This is a genomic window from Pseudogulbenkiania sp. AW2-16, assembly GCF_056824575.1.
On record NZ_CP157668.1, the window covers coordinates 808,084 to 824,721 of the forward strand.

Genomic DNA, 16,638 nt, shown 5'->3' on the forward strand with positions numbered 1-16,638 from the left:
AAGACCTGGCCCAGCACAACTGCACTGGCCTTCAACCTGCAGGGCGGCCAGCCGCGCGGCTGGTCCTTCCTGAAGGACGGCCGGCTGGTGGCGGTAAAGGTCGGCGGCAACCTGGACTGCAACGACGGCGAGCTGCTGTACAACTGGGTGAAGCAGGGGCTGGGCATCGGCTGGCGCTCCACCTGGGAGATCGAGGGCGAGCTGAAGCGCGGCGAACTGGTCACCGTGCTCGACGCGTTCGCGGTGCCGGCCTACGACATCCAGGCGGTCTACCCGCAACAGCGCCACCTGCCGGCCAAGGTGCGCTTCTTCATCGACTACCTGAAAAAGACCTACAACACCCCCGGCTATTGGGAACGATAGACGGCGCGATGCACGCCGCCGCGGTGTCTATAGTGAGGGAAACCCCTCTGCCGATGGCCCCGCCATGTTCCTCTCCCGCCGCCCCCTGCAGCTCCTCTGCCGCCTGCTGCTGGCGCTGTGGGTATTTGCCTGCGCGGCGGGCGCTCTCGAGGGCTGCCTGGCCGAGCAACCGTTGGCGGCGGGCCCGGCCGTCCTGAACGCCGCCCCGTCGGACGCGCCCGCTCCGGCGCCGGCCTCGCACCACGCCGCCTGCCAGTCCTGGTGCGCCAGCCTGGGCAGCGCGACCAGCGCCTCCCAGCCGGCGCCGGCCGCTCCCTTGGCGACCCCCGTGCTGCTGCTGTGGCTGCTGCTGCCCATGATCCTCCCGCCCCTCTGCCGCCACGGCCAGGCCTCCCGGCCGCGCCGGGCGGCGTGGCCGGCCGCCCCGCCCCCTTCCTTCCTGCTCCGGTTGTTCCAGCGTTTCAACCAGTAGCGTCCGCGCCCTCCGGATGACCGGAGCGCGTGCTGTGTTGCCGTCGGCGGCAAGCTCATGCCGCGACGATGCGTGGCGCCGCCCGGCCTGTTGCCACCCTCACCAGGCAAGGAGTCTGCCATGGCCCTGTTCCCCCCTTGGAAAACCGGCCTCGCCCTGGCCCTCACCATGGCGTTCAGCTACATCGTGTGCGCCCTTCTCTACCGGCAGTGGCCCGTGCAGGGCATCGACTTCCTCAACGCCCTGTTCCACGGCCTCGACTTTCACAAGCTGGCCAGCCCAGCCCCGTTCACGCTCGCCGTCTTCCTCTACCCGCTGGTCGTGCTGACGGTATGGGGCTTCGTGGTCGGCACGGTGTTCGCGTGGCTGCACACGCGGCTGCACGGCCGCCGCTAGCGGCGCAATGAAAGGAGAATGACGATGGCACGCGTCAGCGACCCGGTCTGCGGCATGCAGATCGACCCGGCCACGGCCCAGTCCAGCCAGGAGTACCGCGGGCAACGCTACTGGTTCTGCTCGGCGCACTGCCAGCAGCAGTTCGCCGCCGCGCCGGAGCGCTACGCCCCCGATAGCGCCACCGGCGGCGCCAGCACGCCCCCGCCCGCGGCCGCGGCGATGCCACCGGCCGCAGCGAGCGGAGCCAGCGGCCGCGCCAAGGACCCGATCTGCGGCATGCTGGTGGACAAGGCCAGCGCGCTCAGCACCCAGCGCGGCGGCCGCACCTATTACTTCTGCAGCGACAGCTGCCTGCGCACCTTCGAGTCGCCCGAGCACGAACTGAAGGCGATGAAGACGCGGGTCACCATCGCGCTGACCGGCGTGCTGGCGCTGGCGATGCTGCGCGCCGGCGCCTTCCTGGCGCTCGCCGCCGGCGCCACGCTGCTGTCGTGGGCACCGATTCCGGCCCTGCCCTGGCTGACCTGGGGCATGTGGCTGTTCCTGCTGGTCACGCCGGTGCAGTTCATCGGCGGCTGGAGCTTCTACAAGGGCGCCTGGAACGCCATCCGCACCCGCAACATCAACATGGATTTCCTGATCGCGCTGGGCACCTCGGTGGCCTACTTCTACAGCGTGGCGGTGCTGTTCTTCCCGGGCATCCTGCCGGTCAAGGTGGCCGAGCGCGACGTCTATTTCGAAGTGTCGGCGGTGATCATCGCCTTCGTGCTGCTCGGGCGCTACATGGAGGAGATCATCAAGAAGAAGTCGTCGGCGGCGGTGCGCCATCTGCTCGACCTCAAGCCGGCCACGGCGCACGTGCGGCGCGACGGCGTGGAAACGGACATCCCGGCCGAGAGCATCATGGTGGGCGAAACGGTGCTGGTGAAGCCCGGCGAGAAGGTGCCGACCGACGGAGAGGTGATCGAAGGGCAGTCCAACGTGGACGAGTCGATGCTCACCGGCGAATCGATGCCGGTGGCGAAGCGCCCCGGCGCACCGGTGATCGGCGGCACCCTGAACGGCGCCGGCGTGTTCGCCTTCCGCGCCACCCGCATCGGCGCCGACACCGCGCTGGCGCAGATCATCCGCATGGTGGAAGAGGCCCAGGCCAGCACCGCGCAGATCCAGCGCCTGGCCGACACCGTCACCGGCTATTTCGTGCCGGCGGTGGTCGGCGTCGCCGTGCTCGCCTTCCTGGGCTGGTGGCTGGCCGGCCACTTCCCGCAAGGGCTGCTGGCCTTCATCGCGGTGCTGATCATTTCCTGCCCGTGCGCGCTGGGCATCGCCACGCCGGCGGCGCTGATGGTCGGCGTCGGCAAGGGGGCGGACGGCGGCATCCTGATCCGCGGCGGCGAGGTGCTGGAGCGGGCGGAAAAGCTCACCACCATCGTGTTCGACAAGACCGGCACCCTGACGCGCGGCGAGCCGAACGTCACCGATATCGTGCCATTCGACACTCACGACGCGGCGCAGGTGCTGGCTCTGGCCGCCGCGGTGGAAACCGGCTCGGAGCACCCGCTGGGGCAGGCCATGGTGAGGGCGGCACGGCAGCGCGGCCTGTCGCTGCCGCCGGCCGGCGCCATCACCGGCATCGCCGGCCACGGCATCCAGGGCGTGGTGGAGGGCCGCACGGTGCTGCTCGGCAACCGCCGCCTGTTCGCCCGGGAAAACATCGCGATCGACGCGGCGGCAGAGACCCTGGCGCGCCTGGAGGCGGACGGCAAGACCGCCATGCTGGTAGGGGACAACGGCCGCCTGATCGGCGTGATCGCCGTGGCGGACACGCTCAAGCCGGAGGCCGCGCAGGCCGTGGCCGCCCTCGCGGCGCGGCGGATCAAGGTCGTGCTGCTGACCGGCGATAACCGGCGCACCGCCGAGGCGATCGCCCGGCAGATCGGCATCGAGCAGGTGATCGCCGAGGTGCTGCCGGAGGACAAGGCCAAGGTGATCCGCCAGCTGCGCGACGCGGGCGAGGTGGTGGCGATGGTGGGCGACGGCGTCAACGATGCGCCGGCCCTGGCGACCGCCGACATCGGCATCGCCATCGGCTCCGGCTCCGACGTGGCCAAGGAGACCGGCGGCATCATCCTGATCCGGAACGACGTGCGCGACGTGGTGGCCTCCATCCAGCTGTCGCGCGCCACCATGGGCAAGATCAAGCAGAACCTGTTCTGGGCCTTCATCTACAACAGCATCGGGATTCCCGTCGCGGCGCTGGGCCTGCTCAACCCCATCCTGGCCGCGGCGGCGATGGCGCTCAGTTCGCTGTCGGTGATCGTCAACTCGGCGCTGCTCAAGCGGGCGCGTATCGGGCTCTGAGAACCTGTTCACGATCTGTCGCGAGCAGCCCTCAGCGGGGTGAAGAGCAGCGCAGGAACCGGAATGTACTGCAGTACATGAGGATTCCGAGCAGCACATGAGCCCCGATCAGAGATGCGCAGCAAGAGCGGGAACAGGTTCTTAGCGCAGGAGGGCATGGCGATGAAACGGCTGACTTACCTGGGCTGCGCCGCGCTCTCGGTCGCGGTGGCGGGCGGCGTGCTCTACGTCCATGGCGTCGCGCCGGCGACGCTGGCCATGGCGCTGGCGCTGTTGCTTGTCCCGTGCGGGTGGTGTGGCTCATCTTTTGCCGGGTACGGCGCACGACGTTTACCGAGGCGCTGTCCCCCACTGACCCGCCGCCCGGCAGCCGGGCCGGGCAGCGCCCCGAGCTGGCAAGCCTCGCCTGCCCGACTATCTTTATAGAAACCGGGCCGCCGCCCGGCAGCCCAGCGGACAGCACAGCATGGAACAACGGCCGATCCAGTTCTACTACCAGGGCGACATCGTGCGGGTGCAGCAGCAGCCCCCCACCCGCACCGTCCTGCAATTCCTGCGCGACGAGCGGCACGCCACCGGCAGCAAGGAAGGCTGCGCCGAGGGCGACTGCGGCGCCTGCACCGTGGCGGTGGGCGAGCTGCGCCACGGCAAGCTGCTCTGGCGCAACGTCAACGCCTGCCTGATGCTGCTGCCGGCGCTCGACGGCAAGGCGCTGCTGACGGTGGAGGACCTCGCCGCGCTGGCACCGGACGGGCTGCACCCGGTGCAGCGGGCGCTGGTCGAGCAGCACGGCTCGCAATGCGGCTTCTGCACCCCGGGCTTCGTGATGTCGCTGTTCGCGCTCGCCAGCCAGCACCCCGGCGCCGGGCGCGCCGAGGTGATCGACGCGCTGTCCGGCAACCTGTGCCGCTGCACCGGCTACCGCCCCATCATCGACGCCGGCGTCGCCGCCTGCGCCGCGCCGCCCTGCCTGCCCGACCCGGAGCCGATCGTCGCCGCCTTGCAGGCGCTGGCCACGGCCCCGGCGCTCGATTACCGCGCCGGCGGCGCCCGCTTGCGCAGCCCCCGCACCCTGGCCGAGCTGGCGGAACTGTACGCCGCCGTCCCCGAGGCGCGGCTGCTGGCGGGCGGCACCGATCTCGGGCTGTGGGTCACCAAACAGCTGCACGAGCTGCCCGAGCTGATTGCGCTGGCGCACGTGGACGAGCTGAAAACCATCGAGCACGATCCCGAGTGGCTGCGCATCGGCGCCGCGGTGACGCTGACCGACGCCTTCGCCGCGCTCGTGGCCGAGTACCCGGAGCTGGCCGAACTGGCGCGGCGCTTCGCCTCGCCGCCGATCCGCAACGCCGCCACCCTGGCCGGCAATGTCGCCAACGGCTCGCCGATCGGCGATTCGATGCCGGCGCTGATCGCGCTGGGGGCACGGCTGCGGCTGCACCGGCTCGGCGCCGAACGCGAGCTGGCGCTGGAAGACTTCTACCTCGGCTACCAGCACAACGCCCTGGCGTCGGGCGAGTTCGTGCGCGCCGTACTGGTACCGCGCCGTAGGCCATCCAACGCTGCCCCGTTCATCCGCGCCTACAAGGCGTCCAAACGCTACGAACAGGACATCGCCACGGTGTTCCTGGCGCTGGCCATCACGCGCGACGACAGCGACGTGGTGCAGGACGCCCGACTGGCCCTGGGCGGCATGGCGGCGGTGCCGGCACGCGCGTCCCAGGCCGAGGCGGCGCTGATCGGGCGGCCGTGGAATGCGGTGGCGGTGGAGGCGGCGATGAACGAACTGCAGCACGACTTTTCGCCGCTGTCGGACCTGCGCGGCCGCGCCGACCACCGCCAGCGCCTGGCACGCCGGCTGCTGTGGCGGGCACTGGCTCGACAGCCAGGGGATGACGCCACTGCGGCTCGACGAGCTGGAGCCGATCGCGCTGCCCGCGCCGGAGGAAACCCTATGAGCACGCCACCACCGCCCGCGCACGACCACGTCGGCCTGCCCTATGCGCACGACAGCGCCCGGCTGCACGTCACCGGCCGAGCCCGCTACACCGACGACCTGCCGGAACTGCCCGGCACGCTGCACGCCGCGCTCGGCTGCGCCGAGGTCGCCCACGGCCGGCTCAGCGCGCTCGATCTCGACACGGTGCGGCAGTTGCCGGGCGTGCGCGCCGTGCTCACCGCCGCCGACCTGTGCCACGGCACCAGCTGCGGCCCGATCGAGCCGGACGACCCGATCCTGTGCGCGGGCGAGGTGAGCTTCTTCGGCCAACCTTTGTTCGCCGTCGCCGCCGACAGCGTCGAGATCGCGCGGCGCGCGGTACGGCTGGCGTGGGCCGAATACGAGACGCAGCCGGCGCACCTCGACATCGCCAGCGCGCGCGCCGCCGCCGACTACGTGCTGCCGCCGGTGGAGATGCAACGCGGCGACGCCGCGGCCGCCCTGCAACAGGCGCCGCACCGCCTGCAGGGGCAGCTGAGCGTGGGCGGCCAGGAGCACTTCTACCTCGAGGGGCAGGTCAGCTACGCCGTGCCGCGCGACGACGGCGGCCTGCAGCTCTACTGCTCCACCCAGCACCCGAGCGAGATGCAGCAACTGGTGGCGGAGGCGCTCGGGCTGCCGGCGCACGCGGTGACGGTCGAGTGCCGCCGCATCGGCGGCGGCTTCGGCGGCAAGGAAACGCAGTCGGCGCAGTGGGCCTGCCTGGCGGCGCTGTTGGCGCAGCGCACCGGCCGCCCGGTCAAGCTGCGCCTGGACCGCGACGTCGACATCGCCGTCACCGGCAAGCGCCACGACTTCGCCTACGACTACGACGCCGGCTTCGACGACAGCGGCCGCCTGCACGGCCTCGAGCTGACCCTGGCGGCGCGCTGCGGCCATTCCGCCGACCTGTCCGGCCCGGTCAACGACCGCGCGCTGTTCCACGTCGACAACGCCTACTACCTGGACGCGGTGACGCTGCACAACCTGCGCCTCAGAACCCACACCGTGTCGAATACCGCCTTCCGCGGCTTCGGCGGGCCGCAGGGCATGTTCGCCATCGAGAGCGTGCTCGACGACATCGCGCGCACCCTGCAATGCGACCCGCTGGTGGTGCGGCGCGCCAACTTCTACGGCGCGGCGCCGCGCGACACCACGCACTACGGCATGACCGTGGCGGACAACGTGCTGCCGGAGCTGGTGGACCAGCTGGAACGCGACAGCCACTACCCGGAACGCCGCCACGCCATCGCCGCCTTCAATGCCGCCAGCCCCGTGCTCAAGCGCGGCCTGGCGCTGACCCCGGTCAAGTTCGGCATCGCCTTCACCGCCACCCACTACAACCAGGCCGGCGCGCTGGTGCACGTCTACCTCGACGGCAGCGTGCTGGTCAGCCACGGCGGCATCGAGATGGGCCAGGGCCTGCACATCAAGGTGCAGCAGGTGGTGGCCGAGGAACTGGGGCTGCCGCTGGAGCGGGTGCGCATCGGCGCCACCGACACCGCCAAGGTGCCCAACACCTCGGCCAGCGCCGCCTCCTCCAGCGCCGACCTCAACGGCCAGGCCGCGCGCCAGGCCGCCGGGGCGATCCGCACCCGGCTGGCCGCGCTGTTCGCCGTGCTCTACGGCTGCCACGCCGCCACGGTCGAATTCAAGGGGGACAGGTCTGCTCCGGCGAACACCGGCTCGACTTCAGCGAACTGGTGACGCTGGCCTACCGCCGCCGCCTGCCGTTGTGGGAGGCCGGCTTCTACCGCACGCCCAAGATCCACTACGATGCCGACACGCGCCAGGGCCGGCCGTTCTACTACTTCGCCTACGGCGCGGCGGTGAGCGAGGTGGCGGTGGACACGCTGTCGGGGGCGACGCGGCTGTTGGCGGTGGACATCCTGCACGACGTCGGCCGCTCGCTGAACCCGGCCATCGACCGCGGCCAGATCGAGGGCGGCTTCGTGCAGGGCATGGGCTGGCTCACCAGCGAGGAGCTCTGCTGGCAGCCGGACGGGCGGCTCGCCACGCACGCGCCGTCCACCTACAAGATTCCCACCGCCTACGACGTGCCGGAGCACTTCACGGTCACGCTGTTCGACAACGCCAACATCGAGGAAGGCCTGCACCACTCCAAGGCGGTGGGCGAGCCGCCGCTGATGCTGGCGCTGTCGGTGTTCTTCGCCATCCGCGACGCCCTGGGCTACTGCGCCGCGCCGGGCCAGCGCGTGCCGCTCGCCGCCCCGGCCACGCCGCAGGCGGTGCTCGATGCGCTCGACGCCATCGGCTACCGCCCGGGAGCCTGACATGCCGCCCTGGCTCGCCGCCCTGCCCACCCTGCTCGCCGACGGCGACGCCGAGCTGGTGAGCGTGCTCAAGGTGGCCGGCTCGGCGCCGCGCGAAGCCGGCGCCACGCTCGCGCTGAACCTGACGGACAGCGCCGACACCCTGGGCGGCGGCCATCTGGAATGGGAAGCCATCGCCCACGCCCGCGCCCGCCTGCTCAGCGCGCCACAAGCGCCAGAGGTCCTGCGCTTTGCCCTCGGGCCGAGCCTGGGGCAGTGCTGCGGCGGCGTGGTGTGGCTGCTGTTCGAACGCGTTGCGGCACGTGAACGCGACGCCTGGCGCCGGCGTGCCGAGGCGCTACGCCAGGGCGCCACGCTGGCGCGCGCGCTGGCCGCCGGCGCAGCGGGTTCGGACTGGACGGTGGAAACGGAAGGCGACAGCACCACGCGGCTGTCCGGCGGCGCGGACGACGGGCACTGGCAGCAGCGCTACCGCGCCTGGCGCCGGGAGCTGGCGCTGTTCGGCGCCGGCCATGTCGGCCAGGCGCTGGTGCGGGTGCTGGCGGGCAGCGACCTGCATACCCGCTGGATCGATCAGCGCGAAGACGCCTTCGCCGCCCCGCTGCCGGACAACGTAGACGCGATCGTCAGCGACGAGCCAACGGAGGAAGTGGCGCGCGCCGCACCCGGCAGCGCCTACCTGGTGATGACGCACCGCCACGACCTCGACCTGGAACTGGCCTGGCACATCCTGCGCCGCGACGACGTGGGCTTCTTCGGCCTGATCGGCTCGCAGAGCAAGCGCGCCCGCTTCGAACACCGCCTCGCCGCGCGCGGCATCGCGCCGGAACGGCTCGCCGCCATGGTCTGCCCGATCGGCCTGCCCGGCATCAGCGCCAAGGACCCGACCTCGATCGCCATCGCGGTGGCGGCGCAGCTGCTGCGCTGGCGTGACAGTACGCAGTCCACCGATTCCGTAGGATGGGTGAAGGCGGCCATGCCGTAACCCATCGTCCCCTTCCGAGGCGGATTGTTGGGCTTCGCTCCGCTCAACCCAACCTACCCAGAAGGAAACCAGCCGAGCTTGCGCAAGAAATCGTAGCGAGCATCACAGGGCCGGAATCGGGACGAGGGCGATGCAGAGCCGCTATCAAACCCCAGCGTAGCGGTCTTGGCTAGGCGCGCGGCCGCAGACAGTACACCTAGTACGGCAAGGCCGCGCAACAACGCCAAGAGGGGTTTGCTAGCGGCTCTTATTCGCAAGCGCTCAAATCACCGCCGCCAACCTCACCCCCTGATCGATCGCGCGCTTGGCATCGAGCTCGGCCGCCACGTCGGCGCCGCCGATCAGGTGCACGGTCTTGCCGATGGCCTGGAGCGGCGCCACGAGTTCGCGCAGCGGGTCCTGCCCGGCGCACACCACCACGTTGTCGACCGGCAGCAGCTGGGCCTCACCCTTGATCGTCACGTGCAGCCCGGCGTCGTCGATCCTGTCGTAGCTCACCCCGGACACCATCTGCACCCGCTTCATCTTCAGGCTCTCGCGGTGGATCCAGCCGGTGGTCTTGCCCAGTCCCTCGCCCACCTTGCTGGTCTTGCGCTGCAGCAGGTAGACCTGGCGCGGGCTGGGATGCGGCTGCGGCCCCTGCGGCGCGAGGCCGCCGGCCGTCTCGCCCGACATGTCGACGCCCCACTCGCGCATGAACGCCACAGCATCCAGCGAGCTCGACGTGCCCTCGTGGGTGAGGAACTCGGCGGTGTCGAAGCCGATGCCGCCGGCGCCGATGATCGCCACGCTTCGGCCAACCTCCTTGCCGTGTTTCAGCACGTCGAGGTAGCTCAACACCTTCGGGTGCTCGATGCCGGGGATGGCGGGCAGGCGCGGCGCGATACCGGTGGCGAGGATCACCTCGTCGAAGTCCTCGAGGTCGTCCGCCTGCACGCGGGTGTTGAGACGCACCGCCACCCCGGTCGTCTCGAGGCGGCGCGCGAAGTAGCGCAGCGTCTCGTGGAACTCCTCCTTGCCCGGGATCTTCTTGGCGACGTTGAACTGGCCGCCGATCTCGCCGGCGGCGTCGAACAGCGTCACGGCGTGGCCACGTTCGGCGGCGGCGGTGGCGCAGGCCAGTCCGGCCGGGCCGGCGCCGACCACCGCCAGTCGCTTCGGCGTCGCCGCCGGCGCCGAGGTTCAGCTCGGTCTCGCGGCAGGCGCGCGGGTTGACCAGGCAGCTGGTGAGCTTGCCCTGGAAGATGTGGTCGAGACAGGCCTGGTTGCAGCCGATACAGGTGTTGATCTCGTCGCCCCGCCCCGCCGCCGCCTTGTTGACGAACTCCGGGTCAGCCAGGAACGGCCGCGCCATCGACACCATGTCGGCGCAGCCGCTGGCGAGGATCTCTTCCGCCACCTCCGGGGTGTTGATGCGGTTGGTGGTGATCAGCGGGATGCCGACCTGCCCCATCAGCCTTTTGGTCACCCAGGCGAAGCCGCCACGCGGCACCATGGTGGCGATGGTCGGCACGCGCGCCTCGTGCCAGCCTATGCCGGTGTTGATGAGCGTGGCCCCCGCCTTTTCGATCGCCTTGGCGAGCTGCACCACCTCGTCCCAGGTGCTGCCGTCCTGCACCAGGTCCAGCATCGACAGGCGGTAAATGATGATGAAGTTGGGGCCGGTGGCGGCGCGCACCGCCTTGACGGTCTCGATGGCGAAGCGGATGCGGTTGTCGAAGCTGCCGCCCCAGCCATCGCTGCGCTGGTTGGTGGCACGGGCGATGAACTGGTTGATCAGATAGCCTTCCGAGCCCATCACCTCGACGCCGTCGTAGCCGGCCTGCTGCGCCAGACGGGCACAGCGTGCGAAGTCGGCGATGGTGCGCCAGATGTCGTCTTCTGAGAGCTCGCGCGGCTTGTAGAAATTGATCGGCGCGATCAGCGGCGAGGCCGACACGCACTGCTCCTGGAAGCTGTAGCGGCCGGAATGCAGGATCTGCAGGCAGATCTTGCCACCCTCGGCGTGCACCGCCTCGGTCACCAGGCGGTGCTGCGGCACCTCGGCTTCATGCGCCAGCATCGCCGCCCCTTCGGCCACGCAGCCTTCCGGGTTGGGGCCGACGCCGCCGGTGACGATCAGCCCGACCCCGCCGCGCGCCCGTTCGGCGTAGAACGCGGCCATCTTCTCGAAGCCTTGCGGCGCCTCTTCCAGTCCGGTGTGCATCGAACCCATCAGCACACGGTTCTTCAGCGTGGTGAAGCCGAGATCGAGCGGGGCCAAGAGCCGCGGGTAAGCCGTCATGGGAAATTCCTCGTGTTGGTGTGGCGGTTTTTTATCGTGTTAGCCTGTGCCACGACAATACTTACTAGTAAGTAAGTTGTCAAACCAGCACCTGACCGGGCTTGCTGCGCCAGGGGCAAATGACCGAGAGGGATGGCGCGACGGCGGGGGGCGCCTCAGCGGGCGGGCGGCGGCGGGGGGATGGCGCCGGGCCGCGAAGGAGGCAGGTCGCGCAGGTCTTGCAACACCAGCACGGCGCCGATGACGCTGCCGTTGCCGGCCCGCACCGGGGCGGCCGAATCGAGCACCGGCACCGCCCGGCCATCGCGGCCGATCAGGACCGCGCCGGGCTGGAGAAACACCGGCTGGCCCTGGTGCAGGCAGGCTTCCACCGGGTCGGCCAGCGGCTGGCCGCTGGCCTGATCGCGCAGCACCAACACCGTGCTCAGCGGCCACCCCCGCGCCTCGGCCTGGCGCCAGCCGGTCAGCCGCTCCGCCACCGGGTTCATGTAATTGATCACGAGCGTGGTATCGGTGGCGATCACGGCGTCGCCGATGGAGTGCAGCGTGACGCGCCACAGCTCCTTCTCCTCGGCCAGGGCATCGGCCAGCCGGCGCTGCTCGGTGATGTCCCAGTTGGTGCCGGTCATCGCCACCGGCACGCCGTACTCGTCGCAGCGCACCGTCGCCAGGGCGCGGATGTGGCGCACCTGTCCGTCCGGCCACAGCGCGCGAAACTCGGTATCGAGCGGCTTCTTGCCTTGTTGCGCCAGCACCACTTCCTGCAGCGCCCGCTCGCTGTCGTCCGGGTGCAGGCTGTTGTACCAGTACTCCAGCGGCGGATCGCCGTCGCCGGGCTGGCGCCCGTACAACTCGTACATGCGCTCGTCCCAGATCAAGGTGTTGCTGCCGATGTGCCACTCCCAGATGCCCACCCGCGCCGCCGCCACCGCCAACGCCATGCGCTCGCTCTGGCGTCGGCGCTCGGCCTCGTCGCGCTTCCTGGCGCTGATGTCGGTGTGGGTGCCGATCAGCCGCCGCGGCTGGCCGGCGGCGTCGCGCTCGATCACCACGCCGCGGTCGTGGATCCACAGGGCGTTGTGGCGCTTGTCGAGCAGGCGGTACTCGATGGCGTAACGGCTATCGCGCCCCTGCGCGATGCGCTGCAGCACCACGCGTACCCATTCCTCGTCCTGCGGGTGGATGCGCGACCACCACTCCTCGATATCCTGGCCGATCTCTCCCGGGGCATAGCCCAGCATGCTCTTCCAGGTATCGGAAAAGAACACCGTGCCGCTCACCAGATCCCAGTCCCACACCCCCTGGCCGCTGCCGGACAGCGCGAAGTTCCAGCGCGCCTCGCTCTCGCGCAGCGCTTCCTGGGCCCGCTTCAGCTGGTCGATGTCCTCCACCTGGGCCACGAAGTAAAGCGGCCGCCCATCGCGGTCGCGCACGATAGAACACCGCCAGCTGCGCCCACAATTCCCGGCCGTCCTGGCGCAGGTAGCGCTTTTCCATGCGATAGGTGTCGGCGCGCCCCTCCAGCAGCGCGTGGACGTTGGCCAGGTCCAGCTCCAGGTCGTCGGGATGGGTGACGTCCTGGAACGTCAGCGGCAGCAATTCCTCCTCGCGGTAGCCCAACAGCTGGCACAACGCCGGGTTGACCTTGATCCAGTGGCCGCTGGTCGACACCAGCGCCATGCCGATCGCCGCCGCCTGCATGGTGTCGCTGAGTTCCTTGCGGCTGAGCTCGAGCGCCGTCTGCTGACGCTCCAGCGCATCCATCAGCGCCCCCACCATCACCGGCAGCGACACCGTCACCGCCAGCGGCAGGTTGAACCCGGCCGGGCCCCAGCGTTGCAAGCCGGCCAGCACCATCTCCGGGGCATCCAGCGTGGCGGCCACGATCAGCGCCGCCGCGAGCAGGGTCAGGAGGGTCGCGGGGAACAGGCCCAGCAGCATGGCGCTGGCGATCAGCGGAATCTCGGCGAAGATGAACGGGTACGGCAGGTAGCGCACGCCCACGTAGCAGGTCAGCGCCACCAGCAGCGCCAGCGGCAGCACGCGCAGCCATTTCGTCGGAGCCAGCAGTTGGCGCCAGCGCGAGCGGTCGCTCAGCAGCAGCAAGGGCACCAGCACCAGTGCGCCCATGCCGTCGGCGAACCACCAGCTCGGCCAGATGGTGCCAAACGGCACGCCCAGCTCCAGCGCCACCACCAGCGCGCCGGCACTGGCCCCCACCACGGCGGCGCACGGACCGACCGCCAGCAGGCTCAGCGCCGTCAGGCGCAGCGACGACAGGAAGGGTTCGCCATGATGGATGAGCCGCAGCAACAGCGCCCCCAGCGCCACCTCGGCCAAGTTGGCGAGGCCCAGCCCGAACGCCAGCAGCGGCGTGTTGTCGGCCAGCACATTGGCCAGCCCCACCCCGACGAGAAAGGCCAGCGCCAAGGGCAGACGCGCGGTCGCCGGAGCCCGCGCCAGCACCGCCATGGCAAAACCGTTGACCAGCCAGATCGCGGCCACGTCGCCCGGCCCGCGCAGCAGCCAGATGCCGAGCCAGGCCAGGGCCAGGCTGGCCAGCCCCATCGCCAGCGCACACAGCCCCATGCCCCGGCGCGGGAGCGGAACAAAGGTGGAAACGGAGGGTGGCGACAGCGTAGACAAGTCGACTCTCCCGGCGCACGCGAACCCGCACGGCCGGGAGCAGGCGGTGCCAGGGTGGGCGTGATGATGAATACCGGCATACCCGGCAGCTATTATGAAGAATAGATGAGACGGAACGAGAACACCAAGCCGCCCCGCGGGCGCGCTAGCCGGTCCGTCCGGCCACGCCGACACGCTCCATCCAGGCCAGGATGTCGGCGGTCACCGCCTCGCGATTGGTTTCGTTGAGCATCTCGTGACGCCCGCCGGGGTAGACCCGCAGCGTGATGTCGTCGAGCCCGGCGCGACGGTAGCGGCGCGCCAGCTGCCGCAGCGCCCAGTGCCCCAGGCTGACCGGATCGCGGCTGCCGGTCATCAGCAGCACCGGGCAACGCGGCAGGTTGCGGCCGCGCTGCTCGCCGGCCTCCAGCGCGATGATGCCGCCGAACAGGTCCTGCCACAGCGCCGGGGTAAAGTGAAAGCCGCACAAGGGATCGGCCAGGTAGCGATCGACCTCGGCCGCATCGCGGCTCAACCAGTCCACCGCGGTACGCGCCGGCAGAAACGACAGGTTGAAACTGCCGAACACCAGCCGGCTCATGAAGGCGTTCGGCTGCAGCCGTCCCCCCAGCCGGCCCGCCAGGCCGGCGACGCGGCGCATCAGCCGCGCCAGCCAGGCCTGGCGGTAGCCGGTGGCCGACAGCACCAGCCCGGCCAAGCCCTGGCCGTGACGCAGCAGGTAGGCGCGCGACACGAAACTGCCCATGCTGTGGCCGAACAGCAGCAGCGGCACCCCGGGGTGCCGCGCCGCGGCGTGGGCGCGCACCGTATCGACGTCGTCCACCACCTTGTTCCAGCCCTGTTCAGCGGCGAACCAGCCGCGCCGCCGCGGCCGCTCGCCATGGCCGCGCTGATCGTGCGCGTACACCGCGTAACCGGCTTCGGCCAAGCTGTCGGCAAAGCGCCTGTAACGGGCCGCGTGCTCTCCCATGCCGTGCACGATCAGCACCACCGCACGCGGCGCCGCGGCGGGCAGCCAACACCAGCCACGGATCGTTTCGCCGTCGGCGGCGTCGAGGGTAAAGGCTTGCATCGTCCGGGCTCCAGAACGGCAAAGGCGCGCCGCCGGCTCAGGCCAGCATGCGCGCCGGGTCGAAATCGGGGTTGGTCAGCGCCGTCAGCACGTGATCGCGCCAGGCGCCGTCGAGAAACAGGTAGTCCTTGGCGTGGCCCTCGACGACGAAGCCGAGGCGGCGCAGCACCGCCGCGCTGCGCACATTGTCCGGCTGGTAATTGGCCTGGATGCGGTGCAGCTGCAGCGTCTCGAACGCACAGGCGATGACCGCCCGCAGCGCCTCGTGCATCAGCCCGCGCCCCTGCTCAGCCTGGTCCAGGTTGTACCCGAGGTGACAGGCCTGGAAGCTGCCGCGCACGATATTGGACAGGGTCACGGTGCCGGCTACCCGCCCTGGCGTGCTTTCGCGCACCAGCAGGAACGCCGCGCCGCGCCCGTCCTGCCAGTCACGGCAGCGCTGGCGCAGGCGCATGGTCCAGTACAGCTCGCTGTAGAACATGTCTCCGCCACGCGGCTCCCAGCGCGCCAGATGCTCGCGGTTGCGGTGCTGGTAGTCGAGCAGCGCCAGCGCCCACGAGGGGTCGGCCGGGATCAACAAGAGGCGGGCGGTGGACAGGGTGGGTTGCAGCACGGTCATCGGGTTTCCGTCGGAAAGCGGCACGCACCAGTATGACAGAGGGCTCGCGTTGGCAGCCATGAAAAAACCCGCCGGGAGGCGGGTTGGCGGGGCATAAAGTACTCGGCACCAAGGGGAAATCTGCTGCAGTAGGCTGGCGAGCCAAAGCAGCTTGAGTGCCGCCGGAACACGGGGACCGGAATGGACACGTCGTCCATGAGGATTCCGCATCGCCTGCAGTCCGCCGGCGCTCAAGATCCGCAGGCGTAGCCGCCTAATGCAGTAGATTCAGCGCGTCAGACGTTCCAGCGCCTCGCGGTACTTGTCCGCGGTCTTCTCGCGCACGTCCAGCGGCACCGCCGGGGCCGGGGCCTGCTTGTTCCAGCCGGACGCTTCCAGCCAGTCGCGCACGAACTGCTTGTCGAACGACGGCGGGTTGCTGCCGGCGACGTAGCTGTCGGCCGGCCAGAAGCGGCTGGAATCCGGCGTCAGCGCCTCGTCCATCAGCGTCAGCGTGCCGTCCTCGTCCAGGCCGAACTCGAACTTGGTGTCGCAGATGATGATGCCACGGGTGGCGGCGTAGAACGCGGCCGCCTTGTACAGCGTGATCGCGGTGTCGCGCACCTTCTCGGCCAGCTCGGCGCCGATGATCTCGACGCAGCGCTCGTAGCTGATGTTCTCGTCGTGGTCGCCGACGGCGGCCTTGGTCGACGGGGTGAAGATCGGTTCCGGCAGCTGGCTGGCTTCCTTGAGGCCCTCCGGCAGCTTGATGCCGCACACGGTGCCGGACTGCTGGTATTCCTTCCAGCCGGAGCCGGCCAGGTAGCCGCGCACCACCGCCTCGATCGGCACCGCCTTCAGGCGCTTGGCCACCACGGCGCGGCCTTCCACCTGCGGCAGGTCTTCCGCGCTCACCACGTCCTCCGGCTTATCGCCGGTGAGGTGGTTGGGCACCAGGTCCTTGAGGCGTTCGAACCAGAAGTTGGAGATGGCGGTGAGGATCTGGCCCTTGCCCGGGATCGGGTCGTCGAGAATCACGTCGAACGCCGACAGGCGATCGGTGGCGATCATCAGCATGCGCTTGTCGTCGATCTGGTACAGGTCGCGCACCTTGCCCGAGTAGATCTTCTTCAGGCTGGTGAGGTTGGTGGTGGTGATGCCGGTCATGTTGCTTCCTTGAAAACAAGCC

The 16,638-nt window shown here is 70.2% G+C and carries 10 protein-coding genes and 3 pseudogenes; 6 read left to right on the forward strand and 7 right to left on the reverse strand.

What is annotated here, in order from left to right; all coding sequences use genetic code 11:
• Nucleotides 1-87 precede the first annotated feature (87 nt).
• From ABKF58_RS03985 to xdhC, 6 genes and pseudogenes are all read left to right on the forward strand, one after another.
• Nucleotides 88-363 carry a LysR substrate-binding domain-containing protein gene (locus ABKF58_RS03985; RefSeq protein ID WP_482583435.1) on the forward strand — a complete coding sequence of 92 codons (276 nt, stop codon included), beginning with the start codon at nt 88-90 and terminating at the stop codon, nt 361-363.
• 64 nt (nt 364-427) lie between these two features.
• Nucleotides 428-835 (forward strand): hypothetical protein, encoded by a 408-nt coding sequence (locus ABKF58_RS03990; protein WP_482583436.1) that lies wholly within the window; start codon nt 428-430, stop codon nt 833-835.
• A 120-nt stretch (nt 836-955) separates the two neighbouring features.
• Nucleotides 956-1,231, forward strand: coding sequence for a DUF5676 family membrane protein (locus ABKF58_RS03995; protein WP_482583437.1), 276 nt, complete (start codon nt 956-958; stop codon nt 1,229-1,231).
• A gap of 24 nt (nt 1,232-1,255) precedes the next feature.
• Nucleotides 1,256-3,592: a heavy metal translocating P-type ATPase gene (locus ABKF58_RS04000; protein ID WP_482583439.1), complete on the forward strand. Its 2,337-nt coding sequence runs from the start codon at nt 1,256-1,258 to the stop codon at nt 3,590-3,592.
• Between the two features lie 466 nt (nt 3,593-4,058).
• A pseudogene (xdhB, locus tag ABKF58_RS04005) lies at nt 4,059-7,864 on the forward strand (xanthine dehydrogenase molybdopterin binding subunit).
• Nucleotide 7,865: 1 nt separating this feature from the next.
• Nucleotides 7,866-8,849: a xanthine dehydrogenase accessory protein XdhC gene (xdhC, locus tag ABKF58_RS04010; protein ID WP_482583440.1), complete on the forward strand. Its 984-nt coding sequence runs from the start codon at nt 7,866-7,868 to the stop codon at nt 8,847-8,849.
• Nucleotides 8,850-9,110: 261 nt separating this feature from the next.
• Here the strand turns inward: xdhC and ABKF58_RS04015 are convergent, their stop codons facing one another.
• The 7 genes and pseudogenes from ABKF58_RS04015 to ABKF58_RS04045 form a co-directional block, all read right to left on the reverse strand.
• Nucleotides 9,111-9,995: an FAD-dependent oxidoreductase gene (locus ABKF58_RS04015; protein ID WP_482583442.1), complete on the reverse strand. Its 885-nt coding sequence runs from the start codon at nt 9,993-9,995 to the stop codon at nt 9,111-9,113.
• A 205-nt stretch (nt 9,996-10,200) separates the two neighbouring features.
• Nucleotides 10,201-11,133, reverse strand: a pseudogene (locus ABKF58_RS04020) (2,4-dienoyl-CoA reductase FMN-binding domain-containing protein); the annotation flags it as partial.
• Nucleotides 11,134-11,288: 155 nt separating this feature from the next.
• Entirely contained in the window at nt 11,289-12,566 is a 1,278-nt protein-coding gene (locus tag ABKF58_RS04025; protein WP_482583443.1) for a PAS domain-containing protein, read from the reverse strand.
• A gap of 67 nt (nt 12,567-12,633) precedes the next feature.
• Nucleotides 12,634-13,722, reverse strand: a pseudogene (locus tag ABKF58_RS04030) (MASE1 domain-containing protein); the annotation flags it as partial.
• A 202-nt stretch (nt 13,723-13,924) separates the two neighbouring features.
• Nucleotides 13,925-14,851, reverse strand: coding sequence for a lysophospholipase (locus ABKF58_RS04035; RefSeq protein WP_482583444.1), 927 nt, complete (start codon nt 14,849-14,851; stop codon nt 13,925-13,927).
• A 37-nt stretch (nt 14,852-14,888) separates the two neighbouring features.
• Nucleotides 14,889-15,470, reverse strand: a complete 582-nt coding sequence (locus ABKF58_RS04040) for a GNAT family N-acetyltransferase (protein WP_482583445.1) — start codon at nt 15,468-15,470, stop codon at nt 14,889-14,891.
• A 267-nt stretch (nt 15,471-15,737) separates the two neighbouring features.
• Nucleotides 15,738-16,616 carry a phosphoribosylaminoimidazolesuccinocarboxamide synthase gene (locus ABKF58_RS04045; protein ID WP_008954770.1) on the reverse strand — a complete coding sequence of 293 codons (879 nt, stop codon included), beginning with the start codon at nt 16,614-16,616 and terminating at the stop codon, nt 15,738-15,740.
• Nucleotides 16,617-16,638 lie beyond the last annotated feature (22 nt).

Bases quoted from the DNA above. Each gene is read 5' to 3' on its own strand.
- ABKF58_RS03990 (WP_482583436.1), top strand. From the start codon at position 428: ATGTTCCTCTCCCGCCGCCCCCTGCAGCTCCTCTGCCGCCTGCTGCTG.
- ABKF58_RS03995 (WP_482583437.1), top strand. From the start codon at position 956: ATGGCCCTGTTCCCCCCTTGGAAAACCGGCCTCGCCCTGGCCCTCACC.
- ABKF58_RS04000 (WP_482583439.1), top strand. From the start codon at position 1,256: ATGGCACGCGTCAGCGACCCGGTCTGCGGCATGCAGATCGACCCGGCC.
- xdhC (WP_482583440.1), top strand. From the start codon at position 7,866: ATGCCGCCCTGGCTCGCCGCCCTGCCCACCCTGCTCGCCGACGGCGAC.
- ABKF58_RS04035 (WP_482583444.1), bottom strand. From the start codon at position 14,851: ATGCAAGCCTTTACCCTCGACGCCGCCGACGGCGAAACGATCCGTGGC.
- ABKF58_RS04040 (WP_482583445.1), bottom strand. From the start codon at position 15,470: ATGACCGTGCTGCAACCCACCCTGTCCACCGCCCGCCTCTTGTTGATC.
- ABKF58_RS04045 (WP_008954770.1), bottom strand. From the start codon at position 16,616: ATGACCGGCATCACCACCACCAACCTCACCAGCCTGAAGAAGATCTAC.